At 65.5% G+C, this 18,074-nt stretch carries 16 protein-coding genes and 1 tRNA gene; 11 read left to right on the top strand and 6 right to left on the bottom strand.

Annotation, left to right across the window (positions count from 1 at the left end; all coding sequences use genetic code 11):
- The 4 genes from SHTP_RS09950 to SHTP_RS09935 form a co-directional block, all read right to left on the bottom strand.
- Window positions 1-75: transfer RNA gene (locus tag SHTP_RS09950), tRNA-Val, on the bottom strand.
- Window positions 76-131: 56 nt separating this feature from the next.
- Complete coding sequence (locus tag SHTP_RS09945) at window positions 132-593, bottom strand: peroxiredoxin (RefSeq protein ID WP_011739492.1); 462 nt, start codon at window positions 591-593, stop codon at window positions 132-134.
- Complete coding sequence (locus SHTP_RS09940) at window positions 593-1,015, bottom strand: DUF3052 domain-containing protein (RefSeq protein WP_015356256.1); 423 nt, start codon at window positions 1,013-1,015, stop codon at window positions 593-595. The genes SHTP_RS09945 and SHTP_RS09940 overlap by 1 nt, the downstream gene beginning before the upstream one ends.
- Window positions 1,016-1,095: 80 nt before the next feature.
- On the bottom strand, window positions 1,096-1,698 hold the full coding sequence (locus SHTP_RS09935) for an Rv2240c family protein (protein ID WP_096370482.1): 603 nt from the start codon (window positions 1,696-1,698) through the stop codon (window positions 1,096-1,098).
- 184 nt (window positions 1,699-1,882) lie between these two features.
- Here SHTP_RS09935 and aceE point away from each other — a divergent pair, with 184 nt between their 5' ends.
- The 8 genes from aceE (at window position 1,883) to SHTP_RS09895 (ending at window position 12,660) form a co-directional block, all read left to right on the top strand.
- Window positions 1,883-4,672, top strand: a complete 2,790-nt coding sequence (gene aceE, locus SHTP_RS09930; RefSeq protein ID WP_096370481.1) for a pyruvate dehydrogenase (acetyl-transferring), homodimeric type — start codon at window positions 1,883-1,885, stop codon at window positions 4,670-4,672.
- 133 nt (window positions 4,673-4,805) lie between these two features.
- Entirely contained in the window at window positions 4,806-6,116 is a 1,311-nt protein-coding gene (locus tag SHTP_RS09925; RefSeq protein ID WP_096370480.1) for a PucR family transcriptional regulator, read from the top strand.
- Window positions 6,117-6,277: 161 nt separating this feature from the next.
- The gene (locus SHTP_RS09920; protein WP_096370479.1) at window positions 6,278-7,186 is read left to right on the top strand and encodes an ACP S-malonyltransferase; all 909 of its coding nucleotides are present in this window, start codon (window positions 6,278-6,280) and stop codon (window positions 7,184-7,186) included.
- 72 nt (window positions 7,187-7,258) lie between these two features.
- Window positions 7,259-7,606, top strand: a complete 348-nt coding sequence (gene acpM / locus SHTP_RS09915; RefSeq protein ID WP_011739486.1) for a meromycolate extension acyl carrier protein AcpM — start codon at window positions 7,259-7,261, stop codon at window positions 7,604-7,606.
- Complete coding sequence (gene kasA, locus SHTP_RS09910; protein WP_096370478.1) at window positions 7,603-8,853, top strand: 3-oxoacyl-ACP synthase KasA; 1,251 nt, start codon at window positions 7,603-7,605, stop codon at window positions 8,851-8,853. Before acpM ends, kasA begins: the two co-directional genes overlap by 4 nt.
- A gap of 81 nt (window positions 8,854-8,934) precedes the next feature.
- On the top strand, window positions 8,935-10,188 hold the full coding sequence (gene kasB, locus SHTP_RS09905) for a 3-oxoacyl-ACP synthase KasB (protein ID WP_197706238.1): 1,254 nt from the start codon (window positions 8,935-8,937) through the stop codon (window positions 10,186-10,188).
- Window positions 10,189-10,225: 37 nt separating this feature from the next.
- Window positions 10,226-11,647, top strand: a complete 1,422-nt coding sequence (locus tag SHTP_RS09900) for an acyl-CoA carboxylase subunit beta (RefSeq protein ID WP_096370476.1) — start codon at window positions 10,226-10,228, stop codon at window positions 11,645-11,647.
- A gap of 125 nt (window positions 11,648-11,772) precedes the next feature.
- Entirely contained in the window at window positions 11,773-12,660 is an 888-nt protein-coding gene (locus SHTP_RS09895; RefSeq protein ID WP_197706237.1) for a type IV toxin-antitoxin system AbiEi family antitoxin, read from the top strand.
- 80 nt (window positions 12,661-12,740) lie between these two features.
- Here SHTP_RS09895 and SHTP_RS09890 read toward each other — a convergent pair whose 3' ends face one another.
- Entirely contained in the window at window positions 12,741-14,276 is a 1,536-nt protein-coding gene (locus SHTP_RS09890; protein WP_096370475.1) for a glycerol-3-phosphate dehydrogenase/oxidase, read from the bottom strand.
- A complete protein-coding gene (locus SHTP_RS09885) occupies window positions 14,276-14,845 on the bottom strand; it encodes a TetR/AcrR family transcriptional regulator (protein ID WP_096370474.1) in 570 nt (189 codons plus the stop codon). Before SHTP_RS09885 ends, SHTP_RS09890 begins: the two co-directional genes overlap by 1 nt.
- A 47-nt stretch (window positions 14,846-14,892) precedes the next feature.
- Between SHTP_RS09885 and SHTP_RS09880 the strand changes: the two genes are divergently transcribed.
- From SHTP_RS09880 to SHTP_RS30100, 3 genes are all read left to right on the top strand, one after another.
- Window positions 14,893-16,473, top strand: a complete 1,581-nt coding sequence (locus SHTP_RS09880) for an FAD-binding oxidoreductase (protein ID WP_096370473.1) — start codon at window positions 14,893-14,895, stop codon at window positions 16,471-16,473.
- Window positions 16,474-16,496: 23 nt separating this feature from the next.
- Window positions 16,497-17,432, top strand: a complete 936-nt coding sequence (locus tag SHTP_RS09875) for a diacylglycerol kinase (RefSeq protein WP_172900659.1) — start codon at window positions 16,497-16,499, stop codon at window positions 17,430-17,432.
- Between the two features lie 122 nt (window positions 17,433-17,554).
- Window positions 17,555-18,073, top strand: coding sequence for an Rv2253 family sensor-like surface protein (locus SHTP_RS30100; protein ID WP_096370471.1), 519 nt, complete (start codon window positions 17,555-17,557; stop codon window positions 18,071-18,073).
- Window position 18,074 lies beyond the last annotated feature (1 nt).

The following is an 18,074-nucleotide window of genomic DNA, read 5'->3' as shown; positions in this document are numbered from 1 at the left end:
TGGTGGGCGCGGACGGTATCGAACCGCCGACCGCTGGTGTGTAAAACCAGAGCTCTACCACTGAGCTACGCGCCCTATGCCCGCCGCAGGCTACACGCCCGAGACGTCAACACCCAAAAATCTTGGCCCGCTCAGGCCTGTAATGCCGCCAACGCATCCGTCCACAGCCGCTGATCGCGGGCCTCACCGGGCTGCTTCATCTCGGCGAACCGAATGATCCCCGCCCGGTCGACCACGAAAGTCCCGCGGTTGGAGATGCCGGCTGTGTCGTTGAACACACCGTAGGCCTGGCTGACCGCGCCGTGCGGCCAGAAATCCGACAGCACCGGGAAGGTGAATCCGCTTTGGGTGGCCCAGATCTTGTGGGTGGGTGGTGGCCCCACCGAAATCGCGACCGCCGCGGTGTCGTCGTTCTCGAACTGCGGCAGATGGTCACGTATCTGGTCCAACTCGCCCTGACAGATCCCGGTGAAGGCCAGCGGGAAGAACACCAGCAGCACGTTCTTGGCGCCGCGGTAGTCGCTGAGCGTGACCGGCTGCTGATTCTGGTCGCGCAGCGTGAAGTCCGGAGCGGTGGCTCCGACTTCAAGCATCAGCGCTTCCCGGCCCGCGACTTGGGCTGGACCAGCCGACTGGCAGCCCAGTTACCCAGGTTGACCGACGACGTCGGCATCAGCCCCGCGGTGGGGGCCGCCTCCGCGATGTCGGCCGGCAGCACGTGGCCGGGCTGGCCGGTCTTGGGTGTCAGCACCCAGATCACGCCATCCTCGGCAAGCGGGCTGATTGCGTCCATCAGAGTGTCGACCAGATCCCCGTCGCTGTCTCGCCACCACAGCAGCACGACGTCGACCACCTCATCGGTGTCTTCATCGAGCATTTCGCTGCCGCAGGCTTCCTCGACGGCAGCGCGGATCTCATCGTCGGTATCTTCGTCCCAGCCCCACTCCTGGACGACTTGGTCTCGTTGGATGTCCAGTTTGCGAGCGTAGCTCGGGGCGTGATCCGCCGCGACCACCGTGGAACCTCCCTTTTCCTTCACACAAAGTGCGATTCGCACTATCGTCGCACAAACATGATCGAACCAATACGGCTACCTCAGTAGGAAGCCATGCAAGGCTTCAAAGCCTTGGTCTTGGTGTCGTTGAGCTGATCGACTCTTCTGTTGAACTCCCCCGTCGGCGCATGCGTGCCGATCGCGTTGGCCACCGAACGCGCCGCGTCCGTGTAGGCGTTGAACGCGTCGCGCATATCCGGTGACAGCGCCTCGTTGAGTGCGCTGGAAACCGAAGAAGCGCTGTTGTTGAGCGCTTCGATGGCCGGGCCTTCGGTCGGGCCGATGCTGCGTCCGGCATTGAACGCGCCGACGAACTCGTTCACCTTGTCGATGGCTTCCTTGCTGGTGGTGGCGAGGGTTTCGCACGAGGTGCGAATCGCCTTGGTGGTCAGCGACTGTTGCCGCTGGGACTCGCGCACGCTCGAAGTCGCCGCGGAGGCCGAAATCGACAGCGATACCGATGAGCGGTAGGCCGGAGCCACCTTGGTGTCCGGGGTGGCCGTGCCGTCGGTGACGCTGGTGCATCCCACGATGCCCATCAGCAGCACCGCGATGCAACCGAGTGCCTGGGCACCTCGCCGGGCGCGCGAACCAGAGAAAGCCCCCCCGTGCCGGCGAGGAACGGCACGCCATCCGATGAGCACGGCTAGTGACGTTACCGGGTCGGGGCTCGGACTGGCTTCAACGCATCCAATTCGTTGTCACAGCGGCCATCGGAGCCATCTCACGGCATCGACCGGACGGCGGCTATCTACTCGAAACGTCGGTGCGGCACGATAGGAAGACGATCACCCCACCCGATAGCCCGCCGACTACAGGAGCGGAAGTTTGACCACCGAGTTCGTCCGCCACGATCTTGCCAAAACCTCAAGCAGCGCAAGCGAACCCGACCGCGTTCGGGTCATTCGCGAAGGCGTGGCGTCCTACCTGCCCGATATTGACCCCGAGGAAACTTCGGAATGGCTGGAGTCATTCGACGCACTCTTGGAGCACTCCGGACCGGCGCGGGCGCGCTATTTGATGCTGCGACTGCTCGAGCGGGCGGGCGAACAACGCGTCGCCATCCCGTCATTGACCTCAACGGATTACGTCAACACCATCCCCACCGAGTTGGAGCCATGGTTTCCCGGCGATGAGGATGTCGAGCGCCGCTACCGGACCTGGATCAGGTGGAACGCGGCAATCATGGTGCACCGCGCACAACGCCCGGGCGTCGGCGTCGGTGGCCACATCTCGACCTACGCTTCGTCCGCGGCCCTCTACGAGGTCGGCTTCAACCACTTCTTCCGCGGCAAATCGCATCCCGGCGGCGGAGACCAGGTGTTCATCCAGGGCCATGCCTCCCCCGGCATTTATGCCCGCGCGTTCCTGGAGGGACGACTCAGCGCGGATCAGCTTGACGGCTTCCGGCAGGAGCACAGCCACCCCGGTGGCGGGTTGCCTTCCTACCCGCACCCACGGCTGATGCCCGACTTCTGGGAATTCCCGACCGTGTCGATGGGCCTGGGTCCGCTCAACGCCATCTACCAGGCGCGGTTCAACCACTACCTGCACGACCGCGGCATCAAGGACACCTCCGATCAGCACGTGTGGTGCTTCCTGGGTGACGGCGAGATGGACGAGCCGGAAAGCCGCGGACTGGCCCACATGGGCGCGCTGGAAGGCCTGGACAACCTGACCTTCGTGATCAACTGCAATCTGCAACGCCTGGACGGCCCGGTCCGCGGCAACGGCAAGATCATCCAGGAGCTGGAGTCCTTCTTCCGCGGCGCGGGCTGGAACGTGATCAAGGTGGTCTGGGGCCGCGAATGGGATGCGCTGCTGCACGCCGACCGCGACGGCGCGCTGGTGAACCTGATGAACAGCACCCCCGACGGCGACTACCAGACCTACAAGGCCAACGACGGCGCCTACGTGCGCGACCACTTCTTTGGCCGCGACCCCCGGACCAAGGCCCTGGTGGCCAACATGAGCGACCAGGAGATCTGGAACCTCAAGCGTGGCGGCCACGACTACCGCAAGGTCTATGCCGCCTACCGCGCCGCCGTCGACCACAAGGGTCAGCCGACGGTGATCCTGGCCAAGACCATCAAGGGCTATTCGCTTGGCGCGCACTTCCAGGGCCGCAATGCCACGCACCAGATGAAAAAGCTTGCCCTCGCCGACCTCAAGCGGTTCCGGGATTCGATGCGCATCCCGGTCAGCGATGCCCAGCTCGACGAGGACCCCTATCTGCCGCCCTACTACCACCCGGGCTCGGACGCCCCGGAGATCCGGTACATGCTTGACCGGCGCCGCACCCTGGGCGGGTTCCTGCCCGAGCGCCCGACCAAGGCCAAGACCCTGACCCTGCCCGGCCCCGACGCCTACAAGGTGCTCAAGAAGGGGTCCGGACAACAAGAGGTCGCCACCACCATGGCCCTGGTCCGTACCTTCAAAGAACTGTTGCGCGACAAGAACATTGGGAATCGGATCGTCCCGATCATTCCCGACGAGGCCCGCACCTTCGGGATGGACTCCTGGTTCCCGTCGCTCAAGATCTACAACCGCAATGGGCAGCTGTACACCGCCGTCGACGCGGAACTGATGCTGGCGTACAAGGAAAGCCACGTCGGCCAGATCCTGCACGAGGGCATCAACGAAGCCGGGTCGGTGGGCTCCTTCACCGCGGCCGGCACCTCGTATGCGACCCACAACGAGCCGATGATCCCGATCTACATCTTCTATTCGATGTTCGGGTTCCAGCGCACCGGCGACAGCTTTTGGGCCGCCGCCGACCAGATGGCACGCGGGTTCGTGCTGGGTGCGACCGCTGGACGCACCACGCTGACCGGTGAGGGTCTGCAACATGCCGATGGCCACTCGCTGCTGCTGGCCGCGACCAATCCGGCGGTGGTCTCCTACGACCCGGCGTTTGCCTACGAGCTCGCCTACATCATCGAAAATGGCCTGTCTCGGATGTTCGGGGAGAACCCGGAGAACATCTACTTCTACATCACCGTTTACAACGAGCCGTATGTGCAGCCGGCCGAGCCGGAGAACTTCGATCCCGAGGGCGTGCTGCGCGGCATGTACCGCTACCGCGCGGCGACCAAACAGTGCGCGCACAAGGCTCAGCTGCTGGCCTCCGGGGTGTCGATGCCCGACGCGCTGAAGGCGGCGCAGATGCTGGCCGACGAGTGGGACGTCGCGACTGACGTGTGGTCGGTGACCAGTTGGAGCGAGCTGAACCGCGACGGGGTGTCCGTCGAACGTCACCGGCTGCGTCACCCCGGTGAACCCGCCGGTGTCGCCTACGTGACGACGGCGCTGGAAGGCACCAGCGGCCCGGTGGTCGCGGTATCGGACTGGATGCGCGCGGTGCCCGAGCAGATCCGGCCCTGGGTGCCCGGGACCTACGTCACCCTGGGCACCGACGGGTTCGGTTTCTCCGACACCCGGCCCGCCGCCCGCCGCTACTTCAACACCGATGCCGAGTCACAGGTGGTCGCGGTGCTCGAGGCGCTGGCCCGCGACGGTGAGATCGATGAGTCGATGGCCGTCACCGCCGCCCGTCAGTACCGGATCGATGATGTGCAGGCCGCGCCGAAGCAGACCTCGGATTCCGGCGTCGCATAACCCCCGGCCGTTCGTCGCCGTGCGTCACGCCAGTGTGACGCACGGCGGCGACCGCCACGCTGGCGTGACGATCGACGCCCGGCTCGCAAAACTTTTAGCAGGTTCTTCTAGAAATCAGGCGTAGCTTTTAGGCGTGAACGACAACCAGTTTTCCGCGATCGCGCGACTTGGGTCTGCAAGATCGCCGCTGGAACTCCTGGAAACCGTGCCCGATTCCCTGCTGCGGCGGTTGAAGCAGTACTCCGGCCGGCTGGCCACCGAGGCGGTCTCGGCCATGCAGGAGCGGCTGCCGTTCTTCGCTGACCTGGAAGCCTCCCAGCGCGCCAGCGTGGCACTGGTGGTGCAGACGGCAGTAGTGAACTTCGCCGAGTGGATGCAGAATCCGCGCAGCGACGTCAGCTACACAGCGCAGGCGTTCGAACTGGTACCCCAGGACCTGACCCGACGCATCGCGCTGCGCCACACCGTGGACATGGTGCGCGTCACCATGGAGTTCTTCGAGGAAGTGGTGCCGCTGCTGGCTCGATCCGAAGAGCAGCTGACCGCCCTGACGGTGGGCATCCTGAAATACAGCCGGGATCTGGCCTTCACCGCCGCCTCGGCCTATGCCGACGCCGCCGAAGCGCGCGGCACCTGGGACAGCCGGATGGAGGCCAGCGTGGTCGACGCGGTGGTACGCGGCGACACGGGTCCCGAACTACTGTCGCGGGCGGCGGCACTGAACTGGGACACGACCGCTCCGGCGACGGTGGTCGTGGGCACGCCGGCATCGGCGCGCGACGGCTCCGACGGCAGCGAACGGGCCATCCAGGACGTCCGGGACGCCGCCGCCCAGCACGGCCGAGCGGCGCTGACCGATGTGCACGGCACCTGGTTGGTGGCGATCGTGTCCGGCCACCTGTCCCCCACCGACAAGGTCTTTAAAGACCTATTGGAGGCCTTTTCCGACGGGCCCGTGGTGATCGGCCCCACCGCCCCCATGCTGACGGCGGCCTATCACAGCGCCAGCGAGGCAATTTCCGGCATGAATGCGGTGGCCGGCTGGCGCGGAGCCCCGCGCCCCGTGCTGGCCCGGGAATTGCTGCCCGAACGAGCCCTGATGGGTGACGCGTCGGCCATCGTGGCGCTGCACACCGACGTGATGCGACCGCTGGCCGATGCCGGTCCAACGCTGATCGAGACACTGGACGCTTACTTAGATTGTGGCGGTGCTATTGAGGCTTGTGCCAGGAAGTTGTTCGTTCATCCAAACACCATCCGCTACCGACTCAAGCGGATCACCGAGTTCACCGGGCGTGATCCGACTCAGCCACGCGATGCCTATGTCCTTCGAGTGGCCGCGACGGTGGGCCAACTGAACTACCCAACGCCGCCGTCGGGCGCCGCCAACAACACCATCACGCCGGTTCCACTCCCGGTCAGAAGGGGTACGGAAGGGCCATAAAGACCCGACCTGAGCCAATAGTGACCTAGAGCACAAGTCGCGGGGCGATCTCAAACATGTAGCTTACCGAGCTGTTTTGTAGGGTCCCCACAAAAACCTAAGACGAGGTTTATAATCTGTTACACCGCGCAAAACCATCTTCACAGTGTTCTCTTAGACACGTGATTGCGTTGCTTGCGCCCGGACAGGGCTCCCAGACCCAGGGAATGCTGTCGCCGTGGCTGGAACTGCCAGGCACGGCGGACCAGATCGCCTCCTGGTCGCAGGCCAGCGGCCTGGACCTCGCCCGCTTGGGCACCACCGCGACGACGGAGGAGATCACCGACACCGCGGTTGCTCAGCCCTTGATCGTTGCGGCCACCCTGCTGGCCCACCAAGAGCTGATCAGGCGGGGCTTGCTCAACGACCAAGAAGTGATCGTGGCCGGGCACTCGGTCGGCGAAATCGCGGCCTACGCGATCGCCGGCGTGATGGCCGCCAACGATGCTGTCTCGCTTGCCGCCACCCGCGGCGCGGAGATGGCCAAGGCGTGCGCCACCGAGCCGACCGGCATGTCCGCCCTGCTGGGCGGCACCGAGGACGAGGTGCTGAGCCGCCTCGAACAACTCGACTTGGTCCCCGCCAACCGCAACGCCGCCGGCCAGATCGTTGCCGCCGGTCGCCTGACCGCGCTAGAGAAGCTCGCCGAGGACCCACCAGCGAGGGCCCGAGTACGCGCCCTGGGGGTCGCCGGAGCGTTCCACACCCAGTTCATGGCTCCCGCGCTCGAGGGGTACGCCGCGGCGGCCGAGGCCATCGCCACCGCTGAGCCCACCGCGACGCTGCTGTCCAACCGCGACGGCAAGCCGGTCACATCTGCGGCTGCGGCGATGCAGACTCTGGTCTCGCAGCTCACTCAGCCGGTCCGATGGGACCTGTGTACCGCGACCATCCGCGAGCACAGTGTCACGGCGATCGTGGAGTTCCCCCCCGCGGGCACCCTCACCGGCATCGCCAAACGCGAACTTCGGGGGGTTCCGACGCACGCCGTCAAGTCACCCGCAGATCTGGACGAATTGGCAAACCTCTAGCCACCGGTTACGTCCAGAACCAAAGCACGTCAATTCGATTTACACACAACATATTACGAAGGGAAACAAGTCGTGGCCGTCAGTCAGGAAGAAATCATCGCCGGTATCGCCGAGATCATCGAAGAGGTCACCGGTATCGAGCCGTCGGAAGTTACCCCGGAGAAGTCGTTCGTCGACGACCTCGACATCGACTCGCTGTCGATGGTTGAGATCGCCGTGCAGACCGAGGACAAGTACGGCGTGAAGATCCCCGACGAGGACCTCGCCGGTCTGCGTACCGTCGGTGACGTCGTCTCCTACATCCAGAAGCTCGAGGAAGAGAACCCCGAGGCTGCCGAGGCCCTGCGTGCCAAGCTCGAGACCGAGAACCCCGAGGCTGCCGCCAACGTCAAGGCGAGGCTGGAAGCAGAGAGCAAGTGACCAAGCCTTCCACTGCTAATGGCGGTTACCCCAGCGTTGTGGTAACCGCCGTCACAGCGACGACGTCGATCTCGCCGGACATCGAAAGCACGTGGAAGGGCCTGTTGGCCGGCGAGAGCGGCATCCACGTCCTTGATGACGAATACCTCACCAAGTGGGACCTGCCGGTCAAGATCGGTGGGCACCTCAAGGATCCGGTGGACAACCACATGGGCCGGCTGGACATGCGACGGATGTCGTATGTCCAGCGCATGGCCAAGTTCCTGAGCGGGCAACTCTGGGAGTCCGCCGGCAGCCCCGAGGTCGATCCGGACCGGTTTACCGTCGTGGTTGGTACCGGTCTGGGTGGCGCCGAGCGCATCGTTGAGAGCTACGACCTGATGAACGAGGGCGGGCCCCGTAAGGTGTCCCCGCTGACCGTTCAGATGATCATGCCCAACGGTGCCGCGGCGGTCGTTGGTCTGCAGCTGGGCGCCCGCGCCGGGGTGATCACTCCGGTGTCGGCGTGTTCGTCGAGTTCGGAGGCCATCGCCCACGCATGGCGTCAGATCGTCATGGGTGATGCCGACGTCGCCGTCTGCGGTGGCGTCGAAGGCCCCATCGAGGCGCTGCCCATCGCGGCGTTCTCCATGATGCGGGCCATGTCCACCCGCAACGACGAACCCGAGCGCGCCTCGCGGCCGTTCGATAAGGACCGTGATGGTTTCGTGTTCGGCGAGGCCGGTGCGCTCCTGCTCATCGAGACCGAGGAGCACGCCAAGGCCCGTGGCGCCAAGCCGCTGGCCCGGCTGATGGGTGCAGGTATCACCTCCGACGCGTTCCACATGGTGGCTCCTGCCGCCGACGGTGTGCGTGCCGGCCGGGCGATGCAGCGGTCCATGGAGTTGGCCGGTTTGTCCCCCAAGGACATCGACCACGTCAACGCGCATGGAACGGCGACACCGATCGGTGATTCCGCCGAAGCCAACGCCATCCGGGTGGCGGGGTGCGAGAACGCGGCGATCTACGCGCCGAAGTCGGCACTGGGTCACTCCATTGGCGCGGTCGGCGCGCTCGAGTCGGCGCTCACCGTGCTGTCGCTGCGTGACGGAGTCATCCCACCCACCTTGAACTACGAGACACCCGATCCCGAGATCGATCTAGATGTTGTGGCAGGCGAACCGCGTTACGGCGAATTCCAGTACGCCATCAACAACTCGTTCGGCTTCGGCGGCCACAACGTGGCGCTCGCTTTCGGGCGCTACTAAGCACGGTGTCCGGCAACGAAGCAAGCCCCTAACGGCCCGAAGAGGAGCCGGACAGATACGGAAGGAATCTTCGCAACACCCATGACAGAGCTGGTTACCGGGAAAGCGTTCCCGCATGTAGTCGTCACCGGCATTGCCATGACTACTGCACTCGCAACCGACGCTGAAACCACGTGGAAGCTGTTGTTGGACAGCCAAAGCGGGATTCGCACGCTCGACGACCCGTTCGTTGAGGAGTTCAACCTGCCGGTTCGCATCGGCGGGCACCTGCTCGAAGAGTTCGACCACCAACTCACCCGGGTCGAACTGCGTCGGACGGCTTACCTGCAAAGAATGTCCACCATCATCGGCCGCCGAGTTTGGGAGAACGCCGGATCCCCCGAGGTCGACACCAACCGTTTGGCGGTATCGATCGGCACCGGGTTGGGCTCAGCTGAGGAGCTCGTCTTCGGGTACGACGAAATGCGGGTGCGTGGGTTTCGCGCGATCTCCCCATTGGCCGTGCAGAAATACATGCCCAACGGAGCCGCGGCGGCCGTCGGTCTCGAACGCCACGCCAAAGCGGGTGTGATGACACCGGTGTCGGCGTGTGCGTCCGGTTCCGAGGCCATCGCCCGCGCCTGGCAGCAAGTCGTGCTCGGTGAGGCCGACATCGCCATCTGCGGTGGTGTGGAAACCCGGATCGAGGCGGTGCCGATCGCCGGATTCGCCAACATGCGGATCGTGATGTCCACCAACAACGACGACCCCGCCGGTGCCTGTCGGCCATTCGACAAGGACCGCGACGGCTTCGTGTTCGGCGAGGGCGGCGCCTTGATAGTAATCGAGACCGAGGAGCATGCGAAGGCTCGCGGCGCCAACATCCTGGCCCGCATCATGGGCGCCAGCATCACCTCGGATGGCTTCCACATGGTCGCGCCGGACCCCAACGGGGAACGCGCCGGACATGCGATCACCCGGGCCGTCCAGCTCGCGGGCCTGCAGCCCAGCGACATCGATCATGTCAATGCCCACGCGACCGGCACCCAGGTCGGTGACGTCGCCGAAGGCAGGGCCATCAACAACGCCCTCGGCTCCCACAAGCCGGCGGTGTACGCGCCCAAGTCCGCTCTGGGCCACTCGGTTGGTGCAGTCGGTGCGGTGGAATCGATCTTGACCGTCCTCGCGTTGCGGGACCAGGTCGTTCCGCCGACACTGAACCTTGTCAACCTCGATCCAGAAATCGACCTAGACGTGGTAGCGGGTAAGCCGCGGCCTGGCAATTACAGGTACGCGGTCAACAATTCGTTCGGATTCGGCGGACACAACGTGGCAATCACGTTTGGGCGGTATTAACATCCAAGCAACACCCGTTAACTACAGGAGACCTGCGATGACAATCATGGCCCCCGAGGCGGTTGGCGAGTCGCTCGACCCCCGCGACCCGCTGTTGCGACTGAGCAACTTCTTCGACGACGGCACCGTGGTGCTTTTGCACGAGCGTGACCGGTCCGGAGTGCTGGCCGCATCGGGCACCGTGAACGGTGTGCGCACCATTGCTTTCTGCACCGACGGCACCGTAATGGGTGGCGCGATGGGTGTCGAAGGCTGCGCGCACATCGTCAACGCCTATGACACGGCGATCGACGAGCAGAGCCCGATTGTGGGTATCTGGCACTCGGGCGGCGCCCGTCTGGCCGAGGGCGTGCGGGCACTGCACGCGGTCGGTCAGGTATTCGAAGCCATGATCCGCGCGTCGGGCTATGTCCCGCAGGTTTCGGTGGTCGTGGGCTTCGCCGCCGGCGGCGCCGCCTACGGGCCGGCGCTGACCGACGTCGTCGTCATGGCACCGGAAAGCCGGGTGTTCGTCACCGGGCCCGACGTGGTGCGCAGTGTTACCGGCGAGGACGTCGACATGGCCTCGCTGGGCGGCCCGGAGACCCACCACAAGAAGTCCGGGGTGTGCCACATCGTCGCTGACGACGAGCTCGACGCCTACGAGCGGGGCCGCCGCCTGGTCGGCTTGTTCTGCCAGCAGGGGCATTTCGACCGCAGCAAGGCAGAGGCCGGCGACACCGACATCCACGCGCTGCTGCCCGAGTCGGCTCGGCGGGCCTACGACGTGCATCCGATCGTGACCGCGATCCTTGATGCGGACACGCCTTTCGACGAGTTCCAGACCAACTGGGCGCCGTCGATGGTGGTCGGCCTGGGACGGCTGTCCGGCCGCACCGTCGGGGTACTGGCCAACAATCCGCTGCGACTGGGCGGCTGCCTGAACTCCGAAAGCGCCGAGAAGGCAGCACGTTTCGTGCGCCTGTGCGACGCGTTCGGCATCCCGCTGGTGGTGGTTGTGGATGTTCCGGGCTATCTGCCCGGCGTCGACCAGGAGTGGGGCGGCGTGGTGCGCCGCGGCGCCAAACTGCTGCACGCCTTCGGCGAGTGCACCGTTCCGCGTGTCACGCTGGTCACCCGGAAGACCTACGGCGGGGCCTACATCGCCATGAACTCGCGTTCGCTCAACGCGACCAAGGTGTTCGCTTGGCCGGACGCCGAGGTGGCGGTGATGGGCGCCAAGGCCGCGGTCGGCATCCTGCACAAGAAGAAGCTGGCCGCTGCGGCCGAGCACGAGCGTGAGGCTCTGCACGACGAGCTGGCCGCCGAGCACGAGCGGATCGCCGGTGGTGTGGATAGCGCCATCGACATCGGTGTGGTCGACGAGAAGATCGACCCCGCGCACACTCGCAGCAGGCTCACCGAGGCGCTGGCGCAGGCACCCGCACGCCGCGGTCGCCACAAGAACATCCCGCTCTGATTTCTCCCGCGAGCAGACGCGGAATCGCACTGCGCGTGCTTCGCGCAGTGCGATTTTGCGTCTGCTCGCCGCAGTTATCCCCAGCCTGACTGGCCAAGCCGAGGCCCTGCTCGCATCCTCGGTCAGTGCCCACAGATGCCCAGGCGCTGTTGCAGAAATCCGGCGGGTTCGCCACGACCGCGCAGCTGTTGACGGTCATGACCCGCCAACAGCTCGATGTTCGGGTCAGAAACGGCAGCCTGGTGCGGGTATGGCATGGCGTCTACGCGGCCGAGGAACCGAATCTGTTGGGCCGCTTGACCGCACTCGACGTATTCATGGGCCGGCCGGTCGTGGCGTGCATGGGTACGGCAGCCACTTTGTACGGGTTCGACACCGAGTGCAGCTCCGCCGTCCACGTACTGGACCCCGGCGTCCGGATGCGCCCCACGATCGGCCTGATGGTTCATCAACGCATTGGCGCGCGGTTGCAGCGGGTGGCCGGGCGGCTGGCGACCGCCCCGGCATGGACGGCCGTGGAGGTCGCCAGAGCGCTGCGCCGTCCGCGAGCACTGGCAACACTTGATGCCGCGCTGCGGTCAATGCAGTGCACTCGCGATCAAATCGAATCCGCGGTTGCCGAGCAGCACGGCCGGCGCGGGATCGTTGCGGTACGCGAACTCCTGCCACTTGCCGACCCACGCGCGGAGTCGGCCATGGAAAGTGAGACCCGGCTGGTCATGATTGATGGCGGGTTGGCGCGTCCGGAGCTGCAGTATCTGATCCACGGTTCCGATGGCGAGCTGTGGCGAGTGGACTTCGCCTGGCCCGACCTGCGCCTGGCCGCCGAATACGACAGCATCGACTGGCACGCCGGACGAGTGGAAATGCTGCGGGACAAGACCCGCTGGGCCAAGATCCAAGACCTCGGGTGGACGATCATCCCGATTGTCGTCGATGACGTCAGACGCGAGCCCGGCCGTCTCGTGCAGAGAATCGGCAACCACCTCGATCGCCTGCGCGCAGCCAGCTGACGGCCCCGCCCTCCCCCGCGAGCAGACGCGGAATCGCACGCGCCGGGCCGGCGCCGTGCGATTCTGCGTCTGCTCGCCAGTCAGCCGACCCCCGCCAGAAACTCCTCGGCGATGCCGACCACGCGCTGCCGATCATGGGGCACCAACCCAATGCGGGTCCGGCGATCAAGAATGTCCTCGGCGTCCAGTGCGCCCTCGTGGGTGACCGCGTACTCGAACTCGGCCCTGGTCACGTCGATGCCTTCGGCGACCGGGTCGGTAGGCCGCTCACATGTTGCGGTCACGACGACGTTGGCCGTCTCCGCTCCGAAGCGCGCGACCAGAGACTCGGGCAGGCCACCCGGACCGGCGGCCGGCCCGGGGGTGGCCGGCGCCCCGATCAGCGGCAGGTCTCGCGTTCGGCACTGGTTGGCCTGCAACTGCCGCAAGCTGATGGCGCGATTGAGCACATCCTCTGCCATGTAACGGTATTCGGTCAGCTTGCCACCGACCACGCTGATCACACCCGATGGCGACTCGATGACCGCGTGGTCGCGCGAGACGTCAGCGGTGCGACCTTCGCCGGTGTCGATCAGCGGTCGCAGACCGGCGTAGGCTCCGATGACGTCAGAAGTCTGCAACGCGGTGCCCAGCGCGGTGTTGACCGTATCGAGCAGGAACATGATTTCTTCCGAAGAAGGTTCTGGCACATCGGGAATCGGACCTGGGGCGTCTTCGTCGGTAAGCCCGAGATAGACGCGGCCCAACTGCTCGGGCATGGCGAACACGAACCGGTTGAGTTCACCTGGAATCGGAATAGTCAGCGCCGCAGTCGGATTGCCGAAGGCGTTCGCATCGAACACAAGATGGGTGCCGCGGCTCGGACGCAGCTTCAGCGCGGGGTCGATCTGGCCACCCCACACTCCAGCGGCGTTGATCACCGCGCGCGCAGACACGTCGAACGACTCTCCGCTACGTTGGTCGGTCAACCGAGCCGACGTGCCGGTGGCCTCGGACGCCCCAACATATGTCAGGATGCGCGCACCGTGCTGGGCCGCGGTGCGCGCGACCGCGGTAACCAGCCGGGCGTCATCGATCAATTGCCCGTCGTAGGCGAGAAGGCCGCCGGTCAACCCATCACGCCGCACGGTCGGCGCCAGCTCCACCACACGCTGCGCTGAAACTCGCCGCGACCGGGGCAATGTCGAGGATGGCGTGCCCGCAAGCATCCGCAACGCGTCACCGGCCAGGAACCCAGTCCGCACCAGGGCACGCTTGAGATGATCCATCGACGGCAGCAACGGGACCAGTTGCGGCATCGCGTGAACAAGATGCGGGGCATTGCGCGTCATCAGAATTCCGCGCTCGATGGCGCTGCGGCGGGCGATGCCGACGTTCCCGCTCGCCAGATACCGCAGCCCGCCGTGCACCAGTTTCGAGCTCCACCGGCTGGTGCCGAATGCCAGGTCATGCTTTTCTACCAGGGCCACTTGCAGGCCCCGCGACGCGGCATCCAAGGCGATACCGACACCGGTGATGCCGCCGCCGATGACGAGGACGTCCAGCGCTTCGCCGTCAGCGAGTGCGGTGAGTTCGGTGCTGCGGCGAGCGGCGTTGAGTGCGGTCGAGTCAGGCATTAGGCCAGGTATCCGTTCAGTGAGTAGGTGAGTTCTGCGGCCAGGGCCTCGGAGTCGAGGATCGGATCGATGATGTCCACCGACTGGATGGTCGACTGGGTGATCAGCAAGACCATGGCCGCAAGTCTGCGGGGATCGCCGGCGCGGACGCTGCCCGTTCCTTGGGCGACTTGCAGCCGCGCCGCAAGTCCTTCGAGCAGGAAGTGCTGGCTGGCGCCGAGACGCTCGGTGATGTACACCCGGGCCAGGTCCGAGTGCATGAGTGCCTTGACTAATTCGTCGCCCCGGAGCCGATCGGCCACGGCGACCACTTGCCGTACCACGGTCTGTCGGTCATGGCCGTCGAGGGACACCGCGCGCACCACGTCGGTGACATGGCTGGTCAGCAGCGCCGAAATGATCGACCGCGTATCCGGCCAGCGGCGGTACACGGTGGGGCGGCTCACGCCCGCACGCCGCGCGATCTCGGCGAGGGTCACGCGGTCGACACCGTAGTCGCGAACGCAGCTCGCGGCCGCCTGAAGTATGCGGTCCCCAATATCTTCGGGAGCATTACTCATTGACGGCATGTGTAACATTGTAACGCATGACGCATCCTGAGGAACTCCTTCCACCGATGAAATGGAACGCGTGGGGAGATCCCGCCGCAGCCAAGCCGCTCTCCGACGGCATCCGGGCCCTCCTGAAGCAGGTGGTGGGCCTTGAGGATTCAGGCGAAGCCGAACTCGGCGCCGACCAGGTCAAGCTGCGCCCGTGCGCGTTGTCGCAAAGCGATCAGGATGCGCTGGCCAAGATTGTCGGGCCCGAATACATGCGCACCGCCGACCGCGACCGGCTGCTGCGCGCTGGCGGCAAGTCCACCCCCGACATGCTGCGACGGAAGGACACCGGCATCCAGGATGCGCCAGACGCGGTCCTGCTGCCCGGCGACGACCAGGCCGTTGCCGAGATCCTGCGGTACTGCTCGGATCAGGGCATTGCGATCGTCCCGTTCGGGGGCGGCACCAACGTGACCGGTGCGCTGGACCCCAACCGCGGCCAGTTCAGCGCCGTGATCTCGCTGGACCTACGCCGGTTCAACGAACTGCACTCCCTCGACGAAGTCTCGGGTATCGCCGAACTGGGCGCCGGCGTCACCGGCCCGGACGCCGAACGGCTGCTCGGCGAGCGCGGCTTCTCTCTCGGGCACTTCCCGCAGAGCTTCGAATACGCAACCATCGGCGGCTTCGCGGCGACCCGGTCCTCAGGCCAGGACTCGGCCGGGTATGGCCGCTTCAGCGACATGATCATCGGATTGCGCATGATCACTCCGGCAGGCGTGCTGGATCTTGGTCGGGTGGCCGCCTCCGCCGCCGGTCCGGACCTGCGTCAGTTGGCGATCGGCTCGGAAGGTGTTTTCGGTGTCATCACCAAGGTGCGGCTGCGGGTGCACCCGGTGCCCGAAACCACCCGATATGAGGCGTGGTCGTTTCCGGACTTCAGCACCGGGGTCGCAGCCCTGCGCGCGATCACCCAGACCGGCACCGGCCCGACCGTGGTGCGCCTTTCCGATGAGGCCGAAACCGGGATCAACCTGGCCACCCACGAGTCGATCGGCGAAAACCAGGTAACCGGCGGATGTCTGGGGCTGACCCTGTTCGAGGGCACCAAGGAACACACCGAAAGCAGGCACGCCGAGACCCGCGCGTCGCTGGAGGCCCATGGCGGCAAGTCGCTGGGTGAAGGCCCGGCCCAGAGCTGGGAGCATGGCCGGTTCAGCGCTCCCTACCTGCGCGATTCATTGCTGGCCGCCGGTGCGCTCTGCGAAACCCTCGAGACGGCCACCGACTGGTCCAACATTGCCGCGGTCAAAGCCGCGGTTACCGAGGCACTCACCACATCGTTGGCGGAGTCGGGCACCCCGGCGCTGGTGATGTGCCACGTCTCGCACGTCTACCCCACCGGTGCATCGCTGTACTTCACCGTCGTCGCCGGGCAGCGGGGTAATCCGATCGAGCAATGGATGGCCGCCAAGAAGGCCGCATCCGATGCGATGATGGCCACCGGCGCAACCATCACGCACCACCACGCCGTCGGCGCCGACCACCGGCCCTGGATGCGCGACGAGGTGGGCGACCTGGGTGTGCAGCTGTTGCGCGCGGTCAAGGCCACCCTGGACCCGGCTGGGATCCTCAACCCCGGCAAGCTGATTCCGTGACCCCCGAGAACCCGGTCAACCCGTTGGCAGGGCAACTACGTCAGCGCAGCATCAGCAAGGTGACCGCCCTGACCAATCCGCTGTCCGGACATGGTGCCGCGGTCCAGGCCGCCCAGCACGCGATCGCCCGGCTGCATCATCGTGGCGTCGAGGTCATCGAGATCGTTGGTGAAAACGCCGAGGATGCGCGCTACCTGCTGGCCGCGGCGGTCGAGAAGGGCACCGATGCGGTCGTCGTGACCGGCGGCGACGGCGTCATCTCCAACGCGTTGCAGGTGCTGGCCGAAACCGATGTCCCGCTGGGCATCATCCCGGCCGGCACCGGCAACGATCACGCACGTGAATTCGAGATTCCCCCAAAGGATGCCGAAGCCGCCGCGGACATCGTGGTGGACGGCTGGACCGAAACCATCGACCTGGGCCGGATTCAGGCCGGCAGCGGCAAAGACAAGTGCGACAAATGGTTTGGCACCCTGGCCGCAACCGGTTTCGATTCGCTGGTAACCGACCGGGCCAACCGGATGACCTGGCCACACGGACGACTGCGGTACTACATCGCGATGCTGGTCGAACTGTCGGAGCTGCGGCCATTGCCATTCCGGCTCGTGCTCGACGGCATCGAGGAGATCGAAACCGACCTCACGCTGGCGACCTTCGGCAACACCCGCAGCTACGGCGGCGGGATGCTGATGTGCCCCAACGCCGACCGTACCGACGGTCTGCTGGACATCACCATGGTGCGATCCGGCCCGCGCAGCAGATTCCTGCGGCTGTTCCCGACGGTGGTCAAGGGCACTCATGTGGAGCTCGACGAAGTGACCACCGCACGAGCCAAGTCCATCGACGTTGAATGCCCTGGCATCAACGTGTATGCCGACGGTGACTACGCGTGCCCATTGCCGGCCAATATCTCCGCGGTTGCGGGCGCACTGCAGATATTGCGGCCCAACGACCGATAATCATTTGCAGCGCTGCCGGGTCGCCGATGCCAATTCTCGGGCGACCTGTCGACGCCCCTTCCTGTAACACCTAATGCACCGAATACGACATCTTTCTCAGAGCCGCTCACCTGGGAGGAAAGATGTCGAGGCCTCACCAAACCGGACTTGGAGCCGCGGCAGCGGCTTGGTTTTGCGTCTCGTTGTGTTTCGCGCCGCCGGCTTACGCGGGTGAAGTTGCGGCATGGAATGGGGATTACATTCTGACGCTGGCCGCCAATGCGAAGACCGGCACCAGCATCGCGGCCAGCCAACCCGAGTTTGCCCACCGGACCAGCGTCTCCATTAGCTCCAGCTGCTCGGCGGGCGTCTGCACTGCGACGGTGAATAACCCTCCCCCGCCCAAAAATGAATCCATGCCGCAATCAATCGAATTCACCTGGAACGGGTCCCAATGGGTATGCGAGATGACCTGGAATTGGGATTGTCTACTGCCGGACGGCACCATTGAGTACAACCCGGCCAAATCCATCTCGGTGTACACGCCCGGCGACTACGGAATTCTCACCGGCGTCTTTCACACCAACATCTACAGCGGCGCGTGCAAAGGCAACGTCGATATGCCGTTGTCGGCCAAACCGGTCGCGGTGCCGGTCAGCTAGC

It is taken from the genome of Mycobacterium ulcerans subsp. shinshuense, from assembly GCF_002355775.1.
In the GTDB taxonomy this organism is placed as follows: domain Bacteria; phylum Actinomycetota; class Actinomycetes; order Mycobacteriales; family Mycobacteriaceae; genus Mycobacterium; species Mycobacterium marinum.
This window is presented reverse-complemented; position numbering and strand designations above follow the sequence as displayed.

What these genes read in the sequence shown, in the direction of transcription:
- SHTP_RS09945 (WP_011739492.1), bottom strand. Translation starts at nt 593, where the DNA reads ATGCTTGAAGTCGGAGCCACCGCTCCGGACTTCACGCTGCGCGACCAG.
- kasB (WP_197706238.1), top strand. Translation starts at nt 8,935, where the DNA reads ATGACAGAGCTGGTTACCGGGAAAGCGTTCCCGCATGTAGTCGTCACC.
- SHTP_RS09900 (WP_096370476.1), top strand. Translation starts at nt 10,226, where the DNA reads ATGACAATCATGGCCCCCGAGGCGGTTGGCGAGTCGCTCGACCCCCGC.
- SHTP_RS09890 (WP_096370475.1), bottom strand. Translation starts at nt 14,276, where the DNA reads ATGCCTGACTCGACCGCACTCAACGCCGCTCGCCGCAGCACCGAACTC.
- SHTP_RS09885 (WP_096370474.1), bottom strand. Translation starts at nt 14,845, where the DNA reads ATGCCGTCAATGAGTAATGCTCCCGAAGATATTGGGGACCGCATACTT.
- SHTP_RS09880 (WP_096370473.1), top strand. Translation starts at nt 14,893, where the DNA reads ATGAAATGGAACGCGTGGGGAGATCCCGCCGCAGCCAAGCCGCTCTCC.
- SHTP_RS30100 (WP_096370471.1), top strand. Translation starts at nt 17,555, where the DNA reads ATGTCGAGGCCTCACCAAACCGGACTTGGAGCCGCGGCAGCGGCTTGG.